Origin of the sequence: Photobacterium minamisatsumaniensis (genome assembly GCF_050336695.1) — a bacterium.
In the GTDB taxonomy this organism is placed as follows: domain Bacteria; phylum Pseudomonadota; class Gammaproteobacteria; order Enterobacterales; family Vibrionaceae; genus Photobacterium; species Photobacterium minamisatsumaniensis.
The window spans coordinates 283,043-308,406 of the sequence record NZ_JAKJSI010000010.1; the positions used below are offsets into that span (position 1 = coordinate 283,043).

Consider the following 25,364-nt stretch of genomic DNA (forward strand, 5'->3'; position numbering starts at 1 on the left):
TTTAGTTTTAAGGGAATAATGGCATCATGCGTCCATATCTACGGTATATCATACCGGTTTTAGTACCACTGTTAATTTTACTTCTTCCTGCTTCTGCATTTCCTGTTGAAGGCTTAACTGTTATTCAACAACGTGTTATTGCGATCTTTTTACTGGCAGCTTTATGCTGGGTGATGGAGCCCATTCCGATTTACGCCACCTCTGTGGTGATAATCGTACTCGAACTCTTATTACTTTCAGATAAAGGGTTATATCTTTTCCGTAGCGGAGAAGGGCAGGCCCATTTTGGTGAGTTGCTTAAGCATAGCGATATCATGGCAACGTTTGCGAGCCCGATCATCATGCTATTTCTTGGTGGATTCTTTCTGGCCATGGCTGCGACCAAGTTCCGCTTAGATGTGAACCTTGCTCGTGTTTTGCTAAGACCATTTGGGACACAGCCTAAATATGTAATGTTTGGTTTGATGCTGATCACCGCAATTTTCTCGATGTTCATGTCAAATACGGCCACAACAGCAATGATGTTGTCTATTCTTGCCCCTGTGATTGCGTTATTTGGTAATAAAGACCCAGGTAAGATTGCTTTCGCCTTGTGTATTCCAGTTGCCGCGAATATTGGTGGTATCGGTACTCCGATAGGTACTCCCCCGAATGCCATTGCATTGAAATACCTAAGTGCTGAAAATATGATCACCTTCGGTGAGTGGATGTTCTTTGGGGTGCCATTCGTGGCTATTTTGCTGGTATTTGCTTGGTTGCTCATTAACGCGCTATACCCTGCGAAACAAGAAAAAATTGAATTAACCATTAAAGGTAAGTTCTTGAAAACACCTAAAGCCATTACGGTATACGTGACATTTGCACTGACCATTACACTTTGGCTGATGGGCTCAAGTCATGGTATGAACTCTTATACGGTCGCATTGATCCCTGTGGCGGTGTTCTCGCTAACAGGCATTATCAATAAAGAAGATCTGAAGAAAATTTCGTGGGATGTGCTGTGGCTAGTTTCTGGTGGTATTGCACTTGGTTTAGCACTCGACCAAACGGGCCTTGCCAAACTGATGGTGAATAGCATTCCATTTGATAATTACTCACCGTACGTTGTACTTGGTGGTTCGGCACTACTGTGTTTGCTCATGGCAAACTTTATGTCGCATACCGCTACCGCGAACTTATTGATGCCAATCATGGCTGCGCTGGGTGTATCGATGACATCACTGGTGCCATTAGGCGGCGAGATCACCCTTATTCTTGTTGTGACGTTCGCCGCTTCTTTGGGTATGTCTTTACCTATCAGTACACCGCCAAATGCATTAGCACATGCTACCGGGCACGTTCAAAGTAATCAAATGGCGCGAGTTGGCGTCATCATCGGTGTGGTGGGTGTATTTATGAGTTTTGTCATGATTTGGCTATTACATATGATTGACCACATTTAACGAGAAAGTCGATGCACCAACCAGAAGCGCTGCAGCGTATTATAGATGTTTACTTTCGCGAACCGTCTCGTATCGAGGCGGTAAAGGCTGGAACTCAGATTCTTAAACAAGATGGGTTTAATGACAAACTCTATTGGGTTAAAAACGGTGAGCTATCTGCTTACCTACAAAGTGAAACTAGCGGTGTTACAGCTAAAGTGTTTCAGGCTAAGCAAGGTATGTTCTTTGGGGTGCACAGCTTTTTTGCAAAAACGTTGATGGCTTCAACCACCGTCATTGCAGAAAAAGACAGTGAATTGGCTTGGATCGACAGAGCGACAGCAGCGGTTGAACCTGAAGTCTATGGCTCGTTGAGTGAACAGTTTATGCCCGTGATGGTGCATGAATTGGCACAACGTCAAATGCTGACTGGACTACAAGCTATCGAAAAAGAAAAGGCGTTACAAAAACTGTATGCCGCCGAGCAAATGACCACATTAGGTCAGCTGGCGGCAGGCATTGCTCACGAGCTAAATAATGCTGTAGGAGTGCTCAGCAGTAAAACGGAAGGGATACAGAGCGGTATATGTCATTTTCTGGAAGAGAATAAACCAGAAGTGAGCCCATTCCTTGATTTAGGTATTTGTGACGGTCAGTCTTCGACCTCGGCAGAAGTGCGTAAGCGCGCTAAAACGTTGCAAGAAAAACACGCTTTAGACCGTGACACGGCAAAGCAGCTTGCCCGAGCATTACCTCACGGAGATGTGCCTGATTATTGGCTTAATAATCTTGATGATGCATTGCGGTATTGGGATATCGGCCGAGACTTGCATGACATGCGTTTAGCCTCTAAGCATGCTGCAAGTATTGTACGCTCAGTTAAGCAACTTGGCGGTACCGATAACGCTCGGCAACCTGATGTTGATGTGAACGATACCATTCATAAATCGCTATCACTGCTGCAAAGTAACCTGCGTCGCGTCAATGTCGTATTACGGCCTGCGGTATTGCCAACCATTACGGCGAGTACGACTGAGTTAGTGCAGGTGTGGGTCAACATTATTAAGAATGCGTGTGATGCCATGGAGCAAACCACGGAACCACAGATTGAAATTATTACACGGCATTCAAAGAATAGATTGCTAATTACTATCAGTAACAATGGCCCAATGATAGAAGAAGCAATACGCAGAAAAGTTTTTCAGCCAAATTTCACCACCAAAAAAGGGGGACTGTCATTTGGCCTAGGATTGGGGCTCTCTATTGTGCAACGTCTAGTACATAGTTATGGCGGGACGATTGCCTTGAAGAGTGACCCTGAGAAAACAAAATTTCGTATTAAATTGCCAATCGCGTAAGGGATGGTTATGGAAAAGCTAAATATCATTTGTGTAGATGATCAAAGGGAAGTACTAAGTGCAGTATTAAAAGATCTAGCGCCCTTAGGTGACTTCTTTAATGTTGAAGACTGTGAATCAGCTGATGAAGCATTAGAGCTGATGGATGAACTGGATGCTGAAGGTGAATACATTGCACTCGTCATTTCAGATCATGTAATGCCAGGTAAAACGGGTGTTGAGTTGTTAACTGAAATATCGCAAGACAACCGTTTCATCCGTACGAAGAAAGTCTTGCTCACCGGTCAAGCGACCCATCAAGATACCATTGCGGCGATCAATCGTGCTCGAATTGAAAGCTACTTCGAGAAGCCATGGAAAGCGGATGCATTGCTAACGACAGCTAGGATCTTAATCACTGAATATATCTTTGATATGGGCTTGGATTACCAGCAATGGATGGATATTTTAGATAATGCCGTGGTATTTAGGCGGTTAAGTTAATTACTTAAATATCGTTGAATAAAGCTCATCATGCGTAGGTATTGGTGGGCTTTTATTTGTTTACATTACAACTTCATCATCTACATTGGTATGTTTGAGCCATCGTTATTGCAAATGGCCAAACTGTACTGCGTGCGTTCCTCTTCCATTTTTCTTTGTTATTAGTCGATTCCTTTCTTGACCTTAGACTCAGCTCTAAGGTTTATAGTTTAGGTATTGGTGATGATTGCCAATCACGAAAACAAGGAAAATGACGATGTGCGCTCAATGCAATAATAAAAAGCTACATGTTCACGCGGCTCAGCCTGCGTTAGCAACAAATGCCTCTGTGCAAGTTGAAAATAACCAGTCTGAGGATTGCTGTGTTTCAAGCACTTGCCAATCAACAGTGGCTGAATCAGCATCAAATAAAGAGTCAGCATTACCTGCTGATGAAGAACCTGCCTCCGGTGCACCTGCTGGATTTAACATTGCCAAAATTACTTCCGCAGAGGTAGCACCGCCTGAAGACGTGAGTCCGCCATCGTCATCTTGTGCATCGTCTGGTTGCTGCTCGCAAACAGCTGATATCGAGAGTGACGATAAAGAAACCTTGCTGACAAATGATAGTCATAGCGCGACGTTGAGTTGGAAAGTCGGTGGTATGGATTGTCCGAGTTGTGCCAGCAAGTTAGAGAAAGCCATAACGGCGATTGAGGGCGTTATCTCCGCGAAAGTAATGTTTGCAACCGAGAGGCTGGTGGTTAATTGCGAGTCAGATGAACTGGCATCAAAAATTATCGCAAAAACCAAAGAAACAGGTTTCAGCCTTGTTACCGGTAAAGATAAAGCTGAGCCAGAAACCGCTGCGAGCTTAATCAAAGAAAACCTACCTGTTATCTTCATTGCTATCATGATGTTGGTGTCATTCATTGTTAGTAAGCAGTCAGAATCATTAGGTTTCATTGCGTTTACGGCCACGACAATTTTAGGTTTGATCCCGATTGCACGTAAAGCGGTTGTGTTGGCAAAAAGTGGTTCACCTTTCTCGATTGAAACATTAATGAGTGTCGCGGCAATAGGTGCTTTGTACCTAGGGGAAACGGCCGAAGCGGCAATGGTATTGCTGTTGTTCCTTATTGGTGAGCAACTTGAAAGTTATGCATCTGCAAAAGCCCGCAGTGGCGTAAAAGCCTTAATGGCACTTGTGCCAGAAGAAGCGACCGTGATCCGTGCTGATGGTACGAAAGTGCAGGTTTCAGCAGACGAGCTAAAACAAGGCGACGTTATTGAAGTTGCCCCAGGGGGACGTCTTCCTGCTGATGTTGAATTACTTGATGCTGCCGCGAGCTTTGATGAAAGTGCGCTTACAGGGGAATCAGTACCTGTAGAACGCTTTTCAGGGGAGCAAGTCATGGCCGGTGCATTAGTTGCCGACAGGGTCGTGCGACTGAAAATAACGTCTGCCCAAGGTGATAATGCCATTGACCGTATTTTGCACCTTATTGAGGATGCTGAATCACGTAAAGCACCGCTTGAGCGATTTGTTGACCGCTTTAGCCGTTGGTATACCCCAGCGATGATTGTGCTAGCAGCGTTGGTTGTGGTTATACCGCCAATGATGTTTGGTCAGTCGTGGGATGAATGGCTCTATAAAGGCTTAACCTTGTTACTTATTGCTTGTCCTTGTGCATTGGTTATCTCTATTCCAGCAGCAATTACCTCAGGTTTGGCTGCGGCAACTCGTCGAGGCGCATTGATTAAAGGCGGAGCAGCACTTGAACAACTTGGTCATATTGAAACAGTCGCATTTGATAAAACAGGGACGCTAACAGAAGGCAAACCTGTAATGACAGACATCGTTAGCTGGGATGGTGATGAAGATAAATTACTTCGCCAATCAGCAGCGGTAGAAATGGGTTCAGCTCACCCGTTAGCAAAGGCTGTGGTAAATGCAGCAGAGCAACGGGGTTTAACGGTAACAGAAGCAGAGCAGCGCGAAGCACTCGCGGGGCGTGGTATTCAAGGTATTACAGACGGTGACTTGTTGGTACTTGCAGCAGCAGATCGTCTACCACAAGGTGTTGAACTGACTGAATCACAAACATCGCAAGCTTTCCAACTAGAAGGTGAAGGGAAAACCTTGGTTGTTGCTGTCCGTAACCAGCAGCCAGTGGGACTGATTGCATGGCGTGACAACTTACGTGAAGACAGTGCGAAGGCCATTAAGGCACTGAAGGCGATGGGTATTCATTCTGTAATGCTAACGGGTGATAACCCACGAGCAGCGGCTGCGATTGCCAAAGAAATTGATATTGATTTCAGTGCTGGTTTATTGCCAGAAGATAAAGTGAAAGCAGTTGAATTGGCAAATCAAACCAAGCGTGTTGCCATGGTGGGTGATGGCATCAATGATGCTCCGGCAATGAAAACAGCCTCGATTGGTATTGCGATGGGTGGCGGTACAGATGTTGCGTTGGAAACTGCAGACGCGGCACTGACACACAATCGAATTTCAGAATTACCGATGATGATCGCTCTGTCTAAAGCAACGCTGGCTAATATTCGTCAGAATGTCATCTTGGCACTCGGCCTAAAAGGGGTATTCCTTGTCACCACATTGTTTGGTTTGACCGGGCTTTGGGTGGCCGTACTGGCAGATAGTGGCGCAACAGCATTGGTTACCCTAAATGCGCTAAGGCTGTTGAAATTTAAGCCAAATGAGTAATTAAGAACACCGCACTAGTTTATGATTGGATAATAAGGCATCACGAAAGTGGTGCCTTTTTTATATCTGTGCTCATCGCGAGAAATGTGATTGCCCGCAAAGGATAACGATTAAGTGAGATCTTCGTCACAATAAGATGTAACGTGARATTGTTTGTTTTTCTATTTGTGTGATTGTGATCACTCAAATGCTGGCGCCTATAGGCTATCGTTATTTGGTGTTTCGCGAGCACTCTTTTGCGATAAAGTTGAAAGAGTACTTCCAAAACAATAATTAAGTGTAGCCGCTAATCTTGTTCCCCCTATATCAGCGGCAATAATAATGAAAGGATCTGATTATGTCTGACAACGCAGTTTTCCATCTTGGTGTAAATAAAGCGGACCTTAACGGTGCAGAGCTTGCAATTATTCCTGGCGATCCTGCTCGCGTTGAAAAAATTGCCAACCTAATGGATAACCCTGAATTTTTAGCAAGCTCGCGTGAGTACACGGTGTTCCGCGCTAAGCTAGATGGTAAATCTGTAGTTGTATGTTCGACGGGGATTGGTGGTCCTTCAACTTCAATCGCTGTTGAAGAACTGGCGCAGTTGGGTGTTCGTACCTTCCTACGTGTCGGTACGACAGGCGCAATTCAACCACATATCAATGTAGGCGACATGATTGTATCGACGGGCTCTGTACGCCTAGACGGTGCAAGCCTACACTTTGCGCCAATGGAATTCCCTGCGGTTGCAGATTTTGACGTTGCAACTGCAATGAAAGCAGCGTGTGACGACGATGGTGCAACAGTACATACGGGTGTAACGGCTTCGAGTGATACCTTCTACCCAGGCCAAGAGCGTTACGATACGTTCTCTGGTCGTGTTGTTCGTCGCTTCCAAGGCTCAATGAAAGAGTGGCAGGAAATGGGTGTGCTTAACTTTGAAATGGAATCTGCGACATTGCTAACAATGTGTGCGAGCTCTGGCTTACGTGCGGGTTGTGTGGCTGGTGTTATTATCAACCGTACTCAGGAAGAAACACCTGATCATGCAACGTTGAAAGTAACAGAAGCACGTTCAATCAAAGTTGTTGTAGAAGCTGCACGCAAGATGTTAGCCGAGTAATTCCACCAAGTTGCTTAGCTTAGAATTTAAAAACCAGTGCTTTGCACTGGTTTTTTCATATCTAGATACGCAAAAAATAATGATGTGTAATCATTCAATGCAATAAATTCAGTGCATATTCATGCAGGCGTTATTTCGCTTAATAACTCGCCTATTATAGTTCGTAAAGACTGTTACCTTCGTAAGGTTGCTGTAACATTCGAACTCAACCTGTTTGTCTTTACCGTCAAATAATGACAATTAGCAGGTCGGTTTTAAATTTTAGGGGTAATAAGTGTGATGTTAATCCACCTTAACGGCTTCTAATATATTTCTTTATCAATAGTTTTTGTTACGAACAAAGTAGAAACCTACTTGTGATCTTAATTCCGTCAGTTAAAAGTTAGTAAAAAATAGATAGTGATATTGAGTCAACTTTACATTTAGTAAGTGAATGTTTTTTCATGTTTATAAGAATAATATCCAAGTCTATTTTGATATTTATTTTGGTAAAAAAAATTACTGTGATTTTGATCTATTTTAGTTAATCTTTTACCTTTTATTATCCCCTCCAGATTTTAATGTGCTGAAAAGCATCAACAAAAATATCGCTCGCACTAAAACATAAACCGATTAGGTAATAACAGTGAGCGTTTCTCGGGGGATTCTGAATGACTTTTCGTAAAACTTGTCTGGCAGTAGTAATTGGTTCAGCCATTGCGCTAGCTGGGTGTAATAGTAGTGGCAGTAAAACAGAGAAAACGGCAGGACTACCAAATAGCGATTTCACCAATGTAATCGACCGCACCGGTGCGCCGGAATACCTACGTGATTACGATGAATACAGTAACCTTAAATATAATGCTTTTGTTGATAATGGCGCATGGCACGGCCATTTATTACCGGCCGATGAGAAAGGTTATGGTGCTTTTGGTGGCATCATGCAAGTTACTCAAGAATATGCCCATTTTATGTCAGGCCAAACGTTTGACAAGCTGCACCTGACAGACAAAGTCACAGGCGATGTCATTAACTTATCCTCTGCTGACGCGGAGATATACAGCACGCCCGGCGCGTTAGTGCAAATTTTGAAAACCAAGAACATTGAAGTTCAAATGGTGCTTCGCTTTGTGACTGACCGTACCTCATTGGTTGAAACTAAAATTACTAACTTAACCAACCAAGATATGGACCTGCAATTATTGTGGGATGGTGAGTTATTGCAAAAAGCGCTGTCAACATCTGGTAATGAAACCAAATCTGTCGACCAGATGTACCCAGATTATAACCGCCAGATCTCATTACTTGATAATGGTGTGAAGGTTACATTTGGCGATATGAAAGGCAATTGGGCTATCCGTAACGATGGTGACGCAGAGTTCCGCATTGCGCGCTCGATAGCCACTCAGACACACATTATGCCTAACAGTACTTCGTATGCCTCTGCTGCTCAGCAAGCTGTTCAGGCAAATGATAGTGCTACCGTTTATACCACCTATTCAAATCTGCATGATGCTGAAGAAGCAACACGTGAGCTGGCTAAAATTACCGATATTTTGGCTAACCCTCAACCGTACATGCTAGCGGCAGATGAACGTTGGGACGGCTATTTACGGTCTGGTATGGTGAATGAACAGGCAACAAAAGAGCAAGCCCGTGTTGGGGTGAAAGCCATCATGACATTGAATGGCAACTGGCGTTCGGCTGCGGGTGATGTACACCAGTCGACAGTCACGCCATCGGTAACCGCGCGTTGGTTCTCGGGTAACTTAACTTGGCCGTGGGATACGTGGAAGCAAGCCTACGCGATGGCTCACTTCAACCCTGATGTGGCGATGGATAACATCCGCACCGTATTTGAATACCAAGTGCAGGAAGATGACGTAATTCGTCCGCAAGATAAAGGCTACCTGCTAGATGTTGTGACTTACACCTTGCCAGAAAACCGTGGTGGTGCAGGTTCAGAGAACTGGAACGAACGAAATACCAAACCGTCTTTGGCTGCTTGGTCTGTGATGGAAGTGTACAACGCACTGAAGAACGAATTCGATCGCCCAGCAGATGCCCAAGCATGGATTGACGAAATGTACCCTAAGCTGGTGGCTTATCATGATTGGTGGCTGACTAACCGCGACCATAATGGCAATGGTGTACCAGAGTATGGCGCAGCGGTTGATCCTGCCCACAATACCGATGACGGTCATATGTATGTTTGGGTGACAACGACTGAAGATCTCAATATCAGATTTAAAGATGATGTAATAGAGCAAGATGGTAACAGCTACAAAGTTCAAGGAATGGACAATTACAATACCATTCTTGATGACGTCATTTATGATGAGCTCCATGTTGGTGCACAAGAGGCGGCGGGTTGGGAATCCGGTATGGATAATGCTGCTCGCTTTGGGTTTATTTCGCCAGAGCAACTTCAAGATTATGCTGATGCCGAACACGGTGGCGATGTCGAAATTGCGAAGAAAGATTGGGAAGTTCGCTTTGCTGAAAACCGCTCTGAATCGGGTGAGTTGTTAGGCTTCTCTATGCTACAAGAGTCGGTCGATCAGGCTTCTTATATGTATTCCGATAATAAGTATTTGGCGGAAATCGCCAACTTGGTATCAGATAACGTTCCTGATAAGCACCGCGCACAGGAATTCCTTGATGGTGCCGCCAATATTAAGGACTACATAAATACCTGTATGTTTGATTCATCATCAGACTTCTATTACGACATTAGCATGAACGTAGATACTAATGGTCAGCTTGCGCCAGTGATGAAAAATGGTATTGCTTGTGCCGGTGATCCAATTGTCGCACGAGGCCGAGGACCAGAAGGCTGGGGGCCGTTATTTAACGGTGCTGCCACTCAGGAGCTGGCAGATAAAGTGGTTGCCACGATGATGAATGCCGATGAGTTTAATACATCTGAGAAGTATTTGGGTGAAGGGGTTTCCTTGCCAACGGCTTCGCAAACCAACCCGGCTTATCATGCTGATATCTATTGGCGTGGACGTGTATGGCTCGATCAGTTCTACTTTGGTGTGCGTGCCATGGAACAATATGGTTACGGTTCAGAGGCTGTGCATATGGCTAATGAGTTATTTGCAAATGCAGAGGGAATGACAGAGGACGGAGCTATCCGTGAGAACTATAACCCTGAAACGGGGGCGGTACAGGGAGCGACCAACTTCTCTTGGAGTGCTGCACACATGTACATGCTTTACCGCGAGTTCTTTAAAAACTGATGGTGATGGATCAATCATAACTCATTGTGTTATGAGCCATTAACTTGAAGCCAGCTTAAAAGCTGGCTTCTTTTTTAGTTAAAGCTATCGGTATGAAGACTCCGTCTGGTGTATTCATTCCATTCTTCAGTCAGTATTGAATACGTTAGCGTACTCGAAGTTCGAGTATATAAAGGAATGAAGACTTCTCCATGCTCATTGGTTTTATACACTTTCCCACGGTTAGCGTGGTTACTGACACTCACTCTGGCATTAGCTGCTGGCTTACCTTGTTCAGTGACCCGAACCCAGCTGCCTGACTGGGTGTCGACAATACGAATATCAGCCCAACTCATTGTACTGGCTGAAAGCATTAAAGCGGCGATACTTACTTGTTTAAATGTCATGTAAACCTCTCAGAACAACTTACTTTGACATTAAAGTTGCTTCAGGTTCAGTATAGATAACACCGTTTAGCTTTGAGACAAAATCGCGTCAGTAAGAAAATTACTCGTCGTTGGCATCACGTGCTCTAAGCGCTTTAAATTCATTTCCTGAAGGTGTGATGGCGGTGAAGGTGACGCTTCGGCTGAAGCGTAGACTAATTGGAATATAGACTTCACCATATTCATTGGTCTTAAAGGTTGTGTTGGCGATACTGGGAACATTCGAGACTTTTACACTGGCATTGCTAACGGGTTCGCCATTTTCTTCAATACTCACCCAGCTGCCTGCTGGCGTATCGACAATCCGCATGTTTGCGGTTGCGATGGTTGATATAGCCATCATTAAGAAGGCGATTCCCCATTTTATTTTTCGCATCTTGTGCTCCTTTTTTCTAAGTATACCCCGACTAAACGAAGAGAATTGTAATCAGCCGCAAAGAATCTGTGGAGATGATCACTGTGAAGAATTTGGGTTCTCGTATACTTTAACAACATACCGACCGTCGGTCGGTTGTGTGTGGCAATAGAATACATGTATGTGAGAGTCGATTATGAGCCGAATTGTTAAGAGCCCTGAAGAGCGTCGGGCGGAATTCATTGCAGCAGCCAATAAACTGTTTCTTTCCAAAGGGTATGCGGGTACCTCGGTGAATGACCTGATCACAGAGGTTGGGGTGTCCAAAGGGGCGTTCTATCATCATTTTGATTCCAAGCAAGCAGTGTTAGCAGCTTGGAGTGACAATATGCTCGATCAATATCGGCACATGTTAGGCGGATTGGTTGTAGACCCAAATATTAGTGCCCTTGATAAATGGCAACAAATGCTCCGTCATTCAAATCAGTGGAAATTAGATCAGCGCGACATCATGCTGAGTTATACAAAAATTATCAATATGGATGAAAATATCCAGCTCAAACATTATGTCATGCAAAGAACCAGTAAGCTGTTGGCTGACTATTATCAAATCATTATTAAACAAGGCAATAGTGAAGGGGTGTTTGTTGTCCCTGTGCCAGAAATGACTGCGCAGCTAATGGTGTCTGTGTTGTTTAGCTTCTCGGAAACGTTGACTCAGCAGCTACTCAATCACGGTATCGAAACACTCACAGTAGAAGACGTAATACCGTCGGTAAAAGCAACTCAACAGGCTATCGAACGTATGCTGGGCGCGGAAGAAGGCACAATGCCACTTATCGATGATGAATTATTACAGGCGTGGTTTATGGCCGAGTAGTTTAGGTTGAACAGGTTGTTATTTGAAGACATTGTTATTTGAACAGATGGCTACTTGAGAAGATGGCTACTTGTTGAAAGCGGAGTGATAAAGGTGAATATCATGAAAAATATAGCAGGGTTTAAGCGTGTATTCGTTTGGGTTATTTTGGCTGCTATTGGCTTGTTACCTTCATTAGCAAGTGCAGAATCAGCTGCTGATATAGTGCGTAAATCGGATGCACAAATGCGAGGTGATTCGAGTTATACCGAAGCGACTATGCGCATTATTCGCCCCAATTGGACGCGTACCATGAGCATGAAAACATGGACCAAAGGCCAGGATTTATCATTGGTATTGGTCACAGCACCCGCCAAAGATAAGGGCAGTGCATCGCTCAAACGGTATCGCGAAATGTGGAACTGGTTACCAACTATCGAGCGGGTGATCAAAATTGCGCCGTCGATGTTGGGGCAGTCATGGATGGGATCAGATTTCACCAATGATGATTTGATCAACCAGTCTTCCATTGTGGTGGATTACACCCATACCCTAGTTGAAAAGTCGACGTTTGACGGTGAGCCTGCGTGGATAATCGATGCTGTGGCTAAACCTAATGCACCCGTGGTATGGAGTAAGGTAAGGCTGTGGATCGCAACCAGCAATTATCTGCAACGCAAAGTGGAGTTTTACGATGAATTTGATGAACTGGTTAATACCATGCAAACCTATGATGTGAAGCGAATGGGTGGCCGGCAAGTGGCCGCGAGAATGCAGATGATCCCTGCGGATAAGCCTGGGAACAAAACAGAAATCATTACTCATCAGGCACAGTTTGATTTTGCTATTAAAGACAGTTTTTTCTCACAAAGTCAGATGAAGGCATTGCGAGACTGATTTTATACCTTGAACAGCACGACCGGAAACAAGGATGAGTTATGTTGATTAAACTGGCGTGGCGCAACCTCTGGCGACAAAAACGGCGAACAGTGCTCACCGCTTCGGCTTTGGCGCTGGCGCTGGCTTTGTCGCTGTTTATGCGTAGCTTGCAAGAAGGTACCTATGCCAACAATATTGAAAATGCCGCACGCTTTTATACTGGATTAATACAGTTACAGCATCCTGAGTTTAGCGAAAGTCAGAGCATTGATGATCTACTGCCGATGACGCCAGCATTTACCGCTCCAATGTATGACAACAGTAATGTTGAGCGGGTATTACCACGTATCGAATCCTTTGCGCTTGGTGCTCATGGTGATAAATCAAAAGGGGTGATGGTATTGGGCGTTGATCCTGAACGCGAAAATGAATATTCCGGCATATCAAGCAAGTTAGTTGCAGGTGAATTCTTAAATGCGACGGATGAGCAAGTGTTGATAGGTGAGGGATTAGCACGTTTCTTTAATATCTCGATTGGTGATGAACTTGTGCTTTATGGGCAAGGTTATCGTGGGCAAACTGCCGCTGGTTTGTACACCGTAAAGGGTATTCTGGATTTTCCAGTATCGCAGCTTGATAACCAGCTGGTGTATTTACCTATTACTTTGGCACAGACACTTTATAGTACAGGTGAACAAGTAACGGCTTGGGTAATGGACACCCATGACCTTAACCAGCTACCCGACACCTTAAATCAGCTTGAAGCGGCCTATAACGATCAGGCATTGGTGCGCGATTGGCAAGATCTCTCGCCTGAGATGGCACAGCAAATGCTCATGGATAAAGCCGGCGGCATCTTCATTATGTATTTGCTGTATGGCATCGTCGGCTTTGGCTTATTTGCCACGTTATTGATGATGACGCTTGAGCGGCAGCGTGAGTTCGGGGTGATGTTGGCTACGGGTATGTTAAGGCGAAAGTTATTGGCATTGATTGCTCTAGAATCTGCCTTGATCGGCGTACTTGGCGTGGTGATTGGCTTTATTGTTACCTTGCCGTTTTTACTCTGGTTTTATGCCAACCCGATCGAACTTACTGGCGAGACCGCCGAAATGGTCATAGAAATGGGTTGGGAGCCTATACTACCGATCGCTCTAGACCCGCAGTTGATGATGAATCAAGTGATGATTGTATTGGCATTACTCGCTGTTTGTTTGGTCTATCCAATGTGGCGTATTCAGCGCCTTGAATTGGTCAGTGCGTTAAAGGGAGGCAGTCATGCTGATTAAGCTTGCGTGGCGCAATTTATGGCGAAATAAACTTCGCACCAGCATTATGCTTGGGGCGATGATCTTTGGTTTATTTGGCGTAGTGGGGATCATCGGTTTTATTTCAGGGCTGTATGGGAACATGATCCACAATGCCATTGCTTGGCAGACCAGCCATATTCAGGTGCACAATCAAGCCTATATCGATGATCCAGATATTAAAAACACGCTGGTAGAGTTAGCTTCTGTTGAAGCTGCTATCGAGCAACTCTCCCAAGTCAAAGGCTGGTCGGCACGTTTTATTGCCGATGGCATGGTTGCTTCGGCACGCAGTACCCGAGGCGTACGGATCAATGGAGTAGATATTGACGCCGAAGCGAATGTGACGCCAATTGCCAGCAGCATTCAACAGGGCGAATGGCTGGATGAACAAGGGCGTAATCCGGTATTGGTTTCAGAAAAAACAGCGAGTCGTTTAAAACTTCGGGTCGGTTCGAAAGTTGTTCTGACGTTTACCGATGCCAGCGGTGATGTAAGCGGTGCTGCATTCCGTGTTCGGGGGATTTTTAAAACACCGTCAACCAGCTTCGATGATAGTAATGTCTATGTTCGCCGTACCGATCTTACAGCTTTAGCGGGTATTGAAGGCGCGCATGAGATTGCTATCCGGTTTGATAATGATGATATGGCGTTTGTATTGGCTAATCCTTTGCAGGAACAAATATCATCTCGTAATACCGTACGAGACTGGAAAGAAATTCAGCCAATGTTGGCATCCATCATTAACCAGCAAGGTACCAGTAATGCCATTATGCTGGGTATCTTCGTATTGGCTATGGGCTTTGGTATCGTCAATATTATGCTGATGTCGGTATTTGAACGTACCCGTGAGTTCGGGGTATTGATGGCGGTGGGAATGCAAAAGCACCGAATATTTACCTTGATACTACTAGAAACCGCATTACTTGGAATATCGGGGGCAGTTTTAGGACTCATTGTCAGTCTGTTAACCATTACCACATTGGGGCATACCGGTATTTCATTAGGTGTGATGGCGGAAGGGCTAGGGGCATTTGGCGTCGATACCGTGCTCTATCCAACAGTATCTGCCAATGAGTACCTGATGATTTTTATCACAGTGGTTGTGGCAAGCACACTAGCTGCGCTTTACCCTGCCCGGCAAATTCTCAAGCAGCATCCTGCTGAAGCCATGGCGGACAAGCACTGATGGAGATACACGAATGACTATTCAAATTAATCAATTACGTAAAACCTACAATCCAGACAGTGATTTCCCCGTCCACGCGGTTCAAAACCTTGATCTCATCATTGAGCAGGGGGAATTCGTCGCAGTGATGGGACCGTCAGGCTCAGGGAAAACCACCTTACTAAACATGGTCGGTGGTATCGATAAGCCAACCTCGGGTTCGGTGAATATTGATAATTGCGATATCTGCACGCTGGATGAGAAATCATTGATTGCTTTTAGGCGTGATCATATCGGGTTCATTTTTCAGGATTACAGCTTATTGCCAGTGCTTACCGCACTTGAGAACGTTGAATTTGTGATGCAGTTACAAGGTCATGATGAAGCGATTTGCCGTCAGCGGGCGAGTGATCTCCTCGATGAAGTCGGATTAGAAACTCAAAAGCACAAGCGGCCAGCGAAACTCTCTGGCGGTCAGCAGCAACGTGTTGCGGTAGCCCGAGCATTAGCACCGCGGCCTCGCTTTGTCATGGCGGATGAGCCAACGGCCAACCTTGATGCCAAGAGTACTTCCGAGCTACTTGATATCATGCAGCAGCTCAATGAAAAGGAAGGCACGACGTTTATTTTTTCAACGCACGATCCGCGAGTGATCAAGCGGGCGAAGCGAGTGATCGTCTTTGAAGATGGCCAGCTTAAAGAGGATCGTCGGCAATGAATCGAGCTGTGCGATTAACCGCTGGACTGGTGGCTGGGATCGCTTCGTCACATACGTTAGCGCAAATTCCGGGTTTAGCGCCTGAGAAAGCGTGGGATCTTAATGGCTATGTAAAATACATGGCGACAGCAACAGTACCGGATGGTGAAAGCTCGGGGGTCGATAACCTTATTCATCAGCGTTTTAACTTTGAATACCGTTTCAATGATCAGTTGCGGTTTAATGCGGGTATGCGTAACCGGCTACTATTTGGTGATACCGCAGAGCTTGATGGCTATGGAGAGCTGATTGAATTCGATAATGGTTATATGGACTTATCGAAAAACTGGTTAGATAAAAAGGGTGTGGTCGGCAACAGTCAGTTTGACCGGCTTTATCTTGATTGGCGTAATGATGACTGGCAATTGCGTGGTGGACGCTTTCGGATTAATTGGGCGATGTCGACGTTGTGGAATCCCAATGATATTTTCAACTCCTATTCAATCTACGACTTTGACTATGAAGAGCGCCCCGGCAGTGATGCCGTAATGGGGAGCCGAAAGCTGGGCTTTGCCAGCTCCGTCGATGTGGTTTATAACCCAAATTCAGACAGTGATTTAACCAGTTACGCAGGGCGTTACTTGTTTAATCATCAAGGTTGGGATTATCAATTGCTATTAGGAAAGGCTCGACTTGATCATGTTATTGGCGCAGGCTTCGCGGGTGATATCAAAGGGGCTGGGTTACGCGGTGAGTGGAGCTGGTTTGAACCCACTCAAGATAGTTGGCAAGATGAAGATCTGGAATCGAGCAGTGTTGCCACTGTTGAGGTCGACTACAGTTTTGGCGGACGTCGTAACTGGATGGCAAGGGCATCAGTGCTGCATATCTCTAATCCGCAAGATCCAGCCAACGCGGTCGCATTCTTAAACTTACCGCTATCAGCTCGTACTTTAAGTTTTACCAATTGGACAGGTTATGCTGATGCTAGTTTTGATATTTCGCCACTGAGCCGGCTAACGTTCTCGGCGACATATTATGACGATGGCTCGTTTTTTGTCGGCGCCAGTAATAGTTATTCTTTAGCTGATGATTGGCAGTTACTAGGGGTGATCCAGCGTTTTGATGGCAGCAGCAATAGCCTATTTGGCGATAGCGCCAGTACCTTGGTATTTGGGCAGCTGAGGTGGAGTTTTTAGGGGGAGTCTCCCCCTAAAAAGTGACCTGAAATTAGGATTTTTCTGTAAACGTCACCTGATATTCACCAATACCACCGTAGTTAATGGTCGTAGGCTTATTGAATGCGACTTCAACAATACCGCAGTATGAACCTGTAATAATGGCTTCACCAGCATGGAAATGTATACCACGACGTGTCATATAATTGATCAACCAGTAAATAGGACTTTGCGGTAAGTTATTTGGGTGCTCACCGTTAAAGGTTTGCACCTCTTCATCTTGAGTTACCGTAATAGCAATTTTTGCCGCAGAGAACGCTTTTTCTCGTTCAACTTGTGGGCCAATGAACATCCCTTGGTTTACTAAGCAGTCTGCGAGCTTTTCATAGAACTCGGCACCACTGTCATCTGAAAAACGAGCTTGCATCAGCTCTAGTGCCATATAGCATGACCCAATCGCCTCATTGATTTGTGCTTCACTGTACCCTTCAGGGTTAGCTGGCAGATCGGCTGCAAGAATAAACGCAATTTCTGGCTCGATACGGGCTTTATTGTTATCAGCGAACAGCTGGCAATTTTCACCTCGCTGTACTGTATCTGCAAAAATTGGCGCAACAACGAACTTGTCATCAGCTAGCGGTAGCAAGCACTTCCAGCCACCAACTTCATCACTGTATTGATCGATCATCGAAGATTGTATTTGCAGAGCATCATCCACGTTGGTTGGACGTTGTTGCTCGGCAAGGCGCGGTGCTTTGGTACCTGCAACGCGGCGATTAAGCAGCTCTGTTGCAGCTTGCTCAAATAATGCTTTAGTCATATTGTATTACCTTTGATGTTTATCCCTGCATCTTATCTGGATTTAGAAAGGTTGAATAGTGAAATGATCATCTTTGAGGTAGTCCTATTCTGCATAATTGCCGAAAGTCCTTTGGGCTAATATCCGTTTGGCGTTTGAAAAACTTTGCCATGTTCGTCGCTTCATTGAAACCAAGCGTTGCGGCCACATCAGATATGGAATATTGGCTAAAAGCAAGCAGGCGCTTGGCTTCGACCAGCACACGTTCATCCACTAACTCTTTGACACTTTGGCAGGCATGATCTCTGGCAAGTTTATCAAGCTGTTTGCTGCTTTTTCCTAAGGCGAGTGATATATCTGCCACAGTCGGTCTGTCGTGGAAGTTCTCGTCGATGTACTTTTTCAAGCGGTAGTATTCATTGTTACCAACTCGTTGAGCATGATGGTATTGCTCTTGGTAAGCTGGTACGACAGCTTTAAGGATGACTGAGCGTAATAGGTTACGAATAACTTCATCTTGAAACTCTGAAGCCGATTGGAACTCACAGACTAAGGCGCTAAATAGCAGTCCAATATTGTCACTTACATCACGTACGCAATTTATTTGCCCCATGGCTGCAAGCATTAAATCGAAGTAAGGGTCGGTATTGCTGGATGAGAGGAAGCTGCAATCAAAAGAAAGCACATAGCCATCAACGGTGCGTTGTTTGGCAAAAGCATGGATCTGATTTTTACCTAGCACCAGTAGCGTACCTGCACGGAGTAAATGCATTTTGTGCTCTACAAAATGCATGCCTTCTCCTTCAGTGATATAGACAAGGGCACTGAAATTAAGTCGATGAGGGCGAGAAACGGTTTCAATTCCTCGCAATTGATAGAGAGCGGATATCCGATTAATAAACGGGTTTATCATGTCGGTATCACGTTTTAAGCGCTCTAGAGGTATACACTTGCTAGTCATTTCGCATGCCAGTTTTTTATCCAAATTCGTGTTACAAAAAGGCACTTAAATCGAATTTAAGTGCCTGATAGTTAACTATCACAAAACCGCTAATTCAGTACTTCTCTTGAGCTAAATCTTTTGCCATTTGCTTGAAATCTATCTTGGGAGCTTCGTTTGTTTTCGTTGCGACTGGCTCAACTTGACGTGTGACGCTATGGAGCACAGCATGCTGATTTTGATCACCGGTCAGTGCCATGAAGCTGGTGGACAGTTGCAACAAGATAATGCCGGAAGCCAAGCAGTAAAAGGCGATCGAAATACGGTGTCTCATTGTGCTGCCTCCTTGTTTTTTCGGTCGGAACGCTTCGGCTTTGTGAGTTGTTTCAACCAATTTTTATTGAATACCACAAAGTCAGTTAAGGTATTGATCGGACACAAGCTTTGGCACCAAGGACGTCGAACAATTAACGAGGTTAGGAGGATCATCACAGTTAAGATAAACAAGTACATCCCACCTATCATGCCGAAAGCGATACCAAACGGCTCGTAAACAAAGGCGGTAGGGTTTCTGAAGTAAGCGCCTAAACACAGTGTTGTTAGCAGCAAAAACCGTGGAAACCAGATGAAAAAGGTTTGGCGAATAGGCGATGCTTTGGCATTACCTACTTTGGCTAAGCATTGTTGAACGGCCCCAAACGGGCATAAACTTTGACAGTAGACATTGCGATTGTAATAGAGAATATAACCTAAGCTCAGTATCAATAAGACGAACGGGGTGTAACTGGCAACCCCAGTAAGCCAAGTTCCAAACATAAACCCGCCCATGGTTGAAGCGGAGTAGAGCGAAGCGGAATGGAAACCAAAAATCAGGGTTGAGCCTGCCAGTAAACTGAAATTTAACTTCGTTTTATGTTCCGAACGGGTTCGGTTTACCCAAACAGCCATGGCGAAGAAAGCCAATGCTGCGGCATCGAGCCATTTAAGGTAATGCCAAGCTGGTACTGCTTCGGTGAACTGATAGCCGTAAAGTTGTTCTCGAATAGGATCCGCGGCATGGTTGAGCGCAAGGGTATAGGCATCGGAGGTGAGTGTGGCTCCAGAAACAGCATCTACTGAGAGCACCTTTTTAATGTTCTGCGCCAACAGCTTTTCAGGTAGCTTCTGCTCAACCACCTTATCGAAATAAGAGGTTGTTTCCTTTGAATTGAGTAGCGCGATGGTTTCTACCTCACCGCCATTGGTGACCACAGTACCAACGGTTAAATCGCCGCCATAACCTACGCCAGTGCCGAAGCTAATCCACTTTATGGGGACTGAGGTATCAGTATCGGTTGAGATAATTTTAAAGAGTTGTGGTGTCACTTCGAGCAGTTGCTCTTGGTTGCTCACCACAGAGTTGAAAAACTGGGCCTGAGCATTATTGGTACGAAGTCCACCTAAGTACCAAGCAGTAAGAAGAGCCAAAATAGAGACAACACTCACTATCTTATCGAAGGTGTTATTACGCCGCGCATGTGGCTGTCGTTTGGATCGTTGTAATTTGTGCTGTTGAGCGATTGTTTGTTTTTCCATTGGTATTCAAAGCCACAAGAAGGCTCTTGTGGCTTGTTCCTTCTCTGATTTACCCGATAGTGCAGGTCAAATTAAGGCTTTAGGTTTCAAAGCAATAATGACCCTAAGTAAGATAGCGCCAGCGATGATGAGTCCTGTACCGACAAAGCCAAGGAAATACCAACCGGCCATGCCTTCGTTCTCTCCAAGCAAAGTGAATGCACCTGCAATAGTGAGAATGATTGATGCCCACCAACTACCTGCGAGTGTCCATTTCCACCAGTTCATACCGAGTTGATATTGTTTGGCCCATTGGTTGGCACCAGCGAAGACCAGTACTTGCAATGCGCCAAAGGCCATCCAGAACAGTGGATCCAATATGGTTGATTGTGGAAACATTAGAAGCCCTCCCAGTTACCGTCATAGTCCCAAGTTTGCTCAACCTTGAGGTAGTCTTCACTGCGCAGCCACTCCGGTGGCTGGTGGTAACCCGCAAATCGCCCGCCGTTCCAGTCGCCGTGGTATGCATCTGCTTCTGGGTAATAGAAGAAGTTATGTTGCATCGCCAGTAAGGTTTTACGCGTTAGTCCGGTTGGATCTCGTGGGTCGGTTTCTTTAACCAATGCATGGATCCAGTTGTTTTTACGGGTATATGGACATACCGCGATACAGACTCGGCAACCCATCGCTGACTCAGTTGGGCCTTGGCGCCACATGGTCCAGCAACTGTCTTGGTTGAAGTCGAACTTGCGGTAGCCGCGCACGACTGTATCGGGTTTATCGGCTTTGCTGATCGAGCCGCTTGGGCATGAATCCGCGCAGATTTTACATTCTTCACAGAAGTGCTTGATCTTGGTATCGATTGGTTTATCAGATTCCATGTCCAAGTCGGTGATCACTGCTGCAAGGCGGATATTCGGCCCCAACTCAGGCGTGAGCAGAATACCATTACGAGCAGCTTCGCCCATACCCGCTTGAATCGCGAGTGGGGGGACGACAATTTCGTAATCAGAGCCCGGCCATTGAGGGCGGGCGGCATAGCCTAATTCACCCAAGAAGGCTGCCATCAAGCCTGAGGCATTCTTGGCGCGGAAATAGCCGTCATAGGAGGTTGAGTAACCGATAGAGGCGTACATCGGATCCCAGTTCATTGGGGTGCCGAAGATAATAACGTTCTTCCAGTGCTTCGGAATGCTTTCATCCCAATCGGGCATGCCACGCATGGTGTTTTTGAATACAAAGCTTGGGTCTAGCTTGGTAACACCGACAATGCTCATACCGAACTTAAACGCCATCTTCTTGATGAGCTCTGATGCATGTTTTGGCGATTTAAACGGCTTAGGCTCGCGCTTTACCCATTGGAAATCGACTTCATCAGGGTGTCCGTTGGGCTTAGGAGGAAAGTTACTGCTATTGCCTTTTAAGTAAGCCGCAGAATAAGCCCAAGCGAGTGCGAATCGGTCGCGATGCTGTTCAATATTTTGTTCGTGCTTGGCTTTTTCTTCGAACGATTGGTACATATCATCCCAACGTTCAGGGTGACGGGAGTAGTACTCCTTGACCCGCTCATTGGGAATATCGCGCCAGTCTTGGGTCGGTACCCAGCCATTGCCCATTTCTGCGCCTAAAGCTCGGGTGCGGTGAAATAGGAAGTCGCTCCATTCAGGACGGATTGGCTCGCTGACCACTTCCATCGTTGGTGGGACATCCACTCGGAAGGGCTCGCGGTTGAAATACATATCTTTGCCCGCTTCGGTTCGACCCCAGCCGACATTCGCATCTGGGTCTCGCCCTAGCACAAAGCCGGCTCCAGCTGCCGCCCCGACAGTGGCTGTCGCAGCAGCAACACCACCGAGCTTTAAGAAGTCGCGCCGCGACGTATCTGCAACGCCTTGTTCTGTTTTCTCTCTCACGTTTGCTCCCTGTGTGTTATACCAACCTACATAAATATTTGATCAGTATTGCAAGTTAAAATCGCTGTTCTCTGCGTTAGATATTTTGTAATTAGAGCCACTAGTTACTGCAATATCTGCCTTGATAACAACGATTTTTCTAGTGCAAATTCTTGATCAACTACTTATCCAGATTGGTATTAGTTTAATTCGACAACGTCGAGGCTCAGTTTCTTATTGATGGTATTGATGAGCGCTCGGTGAGTAATTTTGTAGTGGGCTGATAACTTGCTGAGGTCAACCATGATCTGCTGTGCTAGCCCCCATTGCTTGGTATGGAAATAGCAGAGAAAAAGCTGCTCGAGACACCATTCGTCATGAGGTTCAAATATTAGGAGTTGCTGTAGATCAGGCTCCAAATCGTCATAGCGTTTGAGATCGGCTTTGATGTGGGTGCGGATATTGAGCACATCAAAGTTGTTAGGGGTGACGTTGAGGTATTGATCCAACGCCTCTAAGGCTTCTTCGAGACGACCCTGTTGGTAGGCACAAATACCTGCCAGTCGCACCAGCTCTATAGATGAAATGTTGTTGTCGAAGGCGCGAGTGATCCAGTGATCAGCTTGATCGTTTGCTCCCAGCGCCAAATAGCTGCTGGTGGCCGTAATGTAGGTAGATATCAGTGATTGGTCTTTTGAATAGGCCTGCTCTGCATATTGGGCTGCAAGATCAAATTTGCCTTCTTGGTAATACAGCCCGGCAAGGTTTTGATATCCGCCGATAAATGCTGGATCGGTTGTAATGCTTTGTTTGAAGCTCTCTTCGGCAAGCTCGCTGTCACCAAGATAAAGATGGGTAAAGCCAAGGTGGCAGTGCAGTAATGGATTGCTGGCATTAAGTGCTATCGATTCTTCAAACATCGATTTTGCCATGTCGTAATCACCTAGCTGCTGGTACACCAAGCCACAGCTAGTTTTGAATTCATTTTCAGTTAGCAAGTGTTTATGCTTATTGATGGCCACCATCGCGAGCTGACACATTTGTGCGGCCATTAGGGTTTCGAACAAAAATTTTAGCTGGGTAGGGTTGAGTTCTAACCGTGCTATCTCGTCACTCATGACAAAGGTAAAAGCTTCATGCTCTAACCAGTCGGCATGACTTTGCTCTTGTGTCTCGTCAAAATTCCAATTCGCGTGTTGGCGATGTTGTTTCTTGGGAAACTGTACCTCTAGAAACAACAGACGCTCATTGAGCGGTATTAATACGTCGGTAGACTCAGGGAGTTGCTCAATCTGCCCTTTGAGATATTGGTAAAGCTCGATCCACTTACTGCTAATCATTCGAGTGTCCTTGATGAAAGATCAGTATCAGTATTGGGGAATCACCTTATGGTCAAAAGGTATAAATTCACCCACTTAGGGTGGAAATTATCCCTTCGTGGTTAATTATGATTTTGATCAATAAATCAAAGGGCTATTGATTGTGCTGCGTGATAATGATGAACAGGTGTCGGTACTGATAGGGCTGGGAGGTAAGCGAGAATATATGAGGTGTTTAGGTGTTCAAATGGTAGAGGAAGTAGTACTCCCTCTAACCATTGTTAATTTAATATACAGTTAGCCGCGATTAATCAGGCTACATTATGACTGTGGCCGCCAGCGTCTTTCAGCCAGTTGTGCAAGTGTGTTTGTAACTCACCCAATTGATCAGGGCCAATAATCGCTAGACCTAAGTCTTGGGCGCGAACCAAATCATGGTGGCGCAGTGGGCGGAAGCTCACCAGCATGGCGCGTGCCTGTAGGCCACCCAGTAAATCACGTAAAGATTCTAGCTTATACAGAGTATCGTCGCCGTCATCACGCATACCTTTGGTTTTACATTCGATGATATGCAGTTTGTTGTTTACAACGGTAGCAACATCAAGCTCATTACGCACTTCACGATCGCCGATTTTACGGTAAACCTGAACACCTAAAGAATGATCCTGAATGGTCGGCAGTTCATTTTGAATGGCACGTACAGTACTGTGAACCAAGTTTTCTAACCATTCACCATTGGCGAAGCGGCGAGCTTCCTCATGTTTGAATGTCAGCACACCCTCGTGGTAGGTTGCCAGCCCCGTTTCTTCAAGATCGTTAAGTAGCATTGCCAGCTCTCTATAGCCTTGCTGTTTTTCGCTTAATGCAACATCAAGTTTTTGCTCTTTACGACAGGTTGTCGCTAAGTAGTTAAGCGTTGCAAGTCCAGGACCGAGCTCTAGTGCTGAGCCTGCCCAGCGTTGGCCTAATTCCCAAAGTTGATCGTTGAGCGACTCAGGTACAAGGTTTTCAGTAAATTCAGAACGAGCGCCGAAAATAGTTAGATAATCTTCAAGCTGTATACGGTCTTCAACCTGCTGTTGTTCGCGATCTGCTGGGTATAACCAGCACATCTCATCACTGTAGGGTTCGATAACATAAATTGGCCAATGATAAGTACGGAATACTTCATAGGCTGAAAGCAGGCGATGACGTAGGCCACAGCTAGAGTTAAACCATACATCAGAATCTTGCTGCTTTAGTCGCTCTGCAAGCTCGATGACACGTTTACGAATACAGGTGATGTTGATTGAATCAGGGATAACAAATAGCTCAGCCGTGATATTTCGAGGCGTTAAAATGGAAGCTAAGCGTTCATATTGTTCGCGCTGCGATTCTGTTCCGATAAATATCATTTTATCGGCAGGAATGCCGTGATCGAGTAACGGGGTGATCAACCTGACAGGGTCTTGATCGATAATGCCAACGTGAGTAATCATAATAATCCTTAAGCGTTCTTATCGCTCGTGCCGGCACAAAATAGAGAAACGAAAGATGGAAGCCTGTGCTCGGTAGTCTGCTGTTGCCGCTTTTATTCATCTAAACAATATTGTTTAGTATTAAAGGTAAATACCTTTGTTCTCGTATATATATGTAGACAGTTTTCTTGGTTTTCAAGCTAATATAACTGATTAAGTTTGCGATATATTGCTTTC

At 45.4% G+C, this 25,364-nt stretch carries 22 protein-coding genes; 12 read left to right on the forward strand and 10 right to left on the reverse strand.

The features are described 5' to 3' along the window. Nucleotides 1-26 precede the first annotated feature (26 nt). The 6 genes from L4D78_RS01650 (at nt 27) to ygjK (ending at nt 10,298) form a co-directional block, all read left to right on the forward strand. Nucleotides 27-1,442 (forward strand): SLC13 family permease, encoded by a 1,416-nt coding sequence (locus L4D78_RS01650; RefSeq protein ID WP_428465320.1) that lies wholly within the window; start codon nt 27-29, stop codon nt 1,440-1,442. 11 nt (nt 1,443-1,453) lie between these two features. After that, nucleotides 1,454-2,779, forward strand: a complete 1,326-nt coding sequence (locus L4D78_RS01655; protein ID WP_428465321.1) for an ATP-binding protein — start codon at nt 1,454-1,456, stop codon at nt 2,777-2,779. Nucleotides 2,780-2,788: 9 nt separating this feature from the next. Continuing rightward, the gene (locus L4D78_RS01660; protein WP_428465322.1) at nt 2,789-3,262 is read left to right on the forward strand and encodes a response regulator; all 474 of its coding nucleotides are present in this window, start codon (nt 2,789-2,791) and stop codon (nt 3,260-3,262) included. Nucleotides 3,263-3,518: 256 nt separating this feature from the next. Further along, nucleotides 3,519-5,969, forward strand: a complete 2,451-nt coding sequence (locus L4D78_RS01665; protein WP_428465323.1) for a zinc/cadmium/mercury/lead-transporting ATPase — start codon at nt 3,519-3,521, stop codon at nt 5,967-5,969. A gap of 337 nt (nt 5,970-6,306) precedes the next feature. Further along, on the forward strand, nt 6,307-7,074 hold the full coding sequence (gene udp / locus L4D78_RS01670; protein WP_428465324.1) for a uridine phosphorylase: 768 nt from the start codon (nt 6,307-6,309) through the stop codon (nt 7,072-7,074). A gap of 650 nt (nt 7,075-7,724) precedes the next feature. Then, on the forward strand, nt 7,725-10,298 hold the full coding sequence (gene ygjK / locus L4D78_RS01675; RefSeq protein ID WP_428465325.1) for an alpha-glucosidase: 2,574 nt from the start codon (nt 7,725-7,727) through the stop codon (nt 10,296-10,298). Nucleotides 10,299-10,372: 74 nt separating this feature from the next. On the opposite strand, the gene L4D78_RS01680 is transcribed toward ygjK, so the two are convergent. Both L4D78_RS01680 and L4D78_RS01685 read right to left on the reverse strand, forming a co-directional pair. After that, nucleotides 10,373-10,684, reverse strand: coding sequence for a hypothetical protein (locus tag L4D78_RS01680; RefSeq protein WP_428465326.1), 312 nt, complete (start codon nt 10,682-10,684; stop codon nt 10,373-10,375). A 100-nt stretch (nt 10,685-10,784) separates the two neighbouring features. After that, nucleotides 10,785-11,099: a hypothetical protein gene (locus tag L4D78_RS01685; protein ID WP_428465327.1), complete on the reverse strand. Its 315-nt coding sequence runs from the start codon at nt 11,097-11,099 to the stop codon at nt 10,785-10,787. Nucleotides 11,100-11,274: 175 nt separating this feature from the next. Between L4D78_RS01685 and L4D78_RS01690 the strand changes: the two genes are divergently transcribed. The 6 genes from L4D78_RS01690 to L4D78_RS01715 all read left to right on the forward strand — a co-directional run bounded on the left by L4D78_RS01690 (nt 11,275) and on the right by L4D78_RS01715 (nt 17,187). Further along, the gene (locus tag L4D78_RS01690) at nt 11,275-11,958 is read left to right on the forward strand and encodes a TetR/AcrR family transcriptional regulator (protein WP_428465328.1); all 684 of its coding nucleotides are present in this window, start codon (nt 11,275-11,277) and stop codon (nt 11,956-11,958) included. Nucleotides 11,959-12,060: 102 nt separating this feature from the next. Further along, nucleotides 12,061-12,834, forward strand: coding sequence for an outer membrane lipoprotein-sorting protein (locus L4D78_RS01695; RefSeq protein ID WP_428465329.1), 774 nt, complete (start codon nt 12,061-12,063; stop codon nt 12,832-12,834). 41 nt (nt 12,835-12,875) lie between these two features. Next, complete coding sequence (locus L4D78_RS01700) at nt 12,876-14,105, forward strand: ABC transporter permease (RefSeq protein WP_428465330.1); 1,230 nt, start codon at nt 12,876-12,878, stop codon at nt 14,103-14,105. Then, entirely contained in the window at nt 14,095-15,312 is a 1,218-nt protein-coding gene (locus L4D78_RS01705; protein WP_428465331.1) for an ABC transporter permease, read from the forward strand. The genes L4D78_RS01700 and L4D78_RS01705 overlap by 11 nt, the downstream gene beginning before the upstream one ends. Nucleotides 15,313-15,325: 13 nt before the next feature. Continuing rightward, nucleotides 15,326-16,009, forward strand: coding sequence for an ABC transporter ATP-binding protein (locus L4D78_RS01710; protein ID WP_428465332.1), 684 nt, complete (start codon nt 15,326-15,328; stop codon nt 16,007-16,009). Beyond that, the gene (locus tag L4D78_RS01715) at nt 16,006-17,187 is read left to right on the forward strand and encodes a hypothetical protein (RefSeq protein WP_428465333.1); all 1,182 of its coding nucleotides are present in this window, start codon (nt 16,006-16,008) and stop codon (nt 17,185-17,187) included. The genes L4D78_RS01710 and L4D78_RS01715 overlap by 4 nt, the downstream gene beginning before the upstream one ends. 31 nt (nt 17,188-17,218) lie before the next feature. Here the strand turns inward: L4D78_RS01715 and L4D78_RS01720 are convergent, their stop codons facing one another. From L4D78_RS01720 to L4D78_RS01755, 8 genes are all read right to left on the reverse strand, one after another. Next, nucleotides 17,219-17,986: a hydratase gene (locus L4D78_RS01720; RefSeq protein WP_428465334.1), complete on the reverse strand. Its 768-nt coding sequence runs from the start codon at nt 17,984-17,986 to the stop codon at nt 17,219-17,221. A 67-nt stretch (nt 17,987-18,053) separates the two neighbouring features. Continuing rightward, nucleotides 18,054-18,926 carry an AraC family transcriptional regulator gene (locus tag L4D78_RS01725; RefSeq protein WP_428465335.1) on the reverse strand — a complete coding sequence of 291 codons (873 nt, stop codon included), beginning with the start codon at nt 18,924-18,926 and terminating at the stop codon, nt 18,054-18,056. Between the two features lie 94 nt (nt 18,927-19,020). Beyond that, nucleotides 19,021-19,239 carry a hypothetical protein gene (locus L4D78_RS01730; RefSeq protein WP_428465336.1) on the reverse strand — a complete coding sequence of 73 codons (219 nt, stop codon included), beginning with the start codon at nt 19,237-19,239 and terminating at the stop codon, nt 19,021-19,023. Next, entirely contained in the window at nt 19,236-20,480 is a 1,245-nt protein-coding gene (locus tag L4D78_RS01735) for an FMN-binding protein (protein WP_428465337.1), read from the reverse strand. Before L4D78_RS01735 ends, L4D78_RS01730 begins: the two co-directional genes overlap by 4 nt. Nucleotides 20,481-20,546: 66 nt before the next feature. Next, the gene (locus L4D78_RS01740; protein ID WP_428465338.1) at nt 20,547-20,858 is read right to left on the reverse strand and encodes a hypothetical protein; all 312 of its coding nucleotides are present in this window, start codon (nt 20,856-20,858) and stop codon (nt 20,547-20,549) included. Next, entirely contained in the window at nt 20,858-22,372 is a 1,515-nt protein-coding gene (locus L4D78_RS01745; RefSeq protein ID WP_428465339.1) for a reductive dehalogenase, read from the reverse strand. The genes L4D78_RS01740 and L4D78_RS01745 overlap by 1 nt, the downstream gene beginning before the upstream one ends. A 179-nt stretch (nt 22,373-22,551) precedes the next feature. Beyond that, complete coding sequence (locus L4D78_RS01750; protein WP_428465340.1) at nt 22,552-23,691, reverse strand: tetratricopeptide repeat protein; 1,140 nt, start codon at nt 23,689-23,691, stop codon at nt 22,552-22,554. A 290-nt stretch (nt 23,692-23,981) separates the two neighbouring features. After that, nucleotides 23,982-25,148 carry a Card1-like endonuclease domain-containing protein gene (locus L4D78_RS01755; protein WP_428465341.1) on the reverse strand — a complete coding sequence of 389 codons (1,167 nt, stop codon included), beginning with the start codon at nt 25,146-25,148 and terminating at the stop codon, nt 23,982-23,984. Nucleotides 25,149-25,364: the final 216 nt, after the last annotated feature.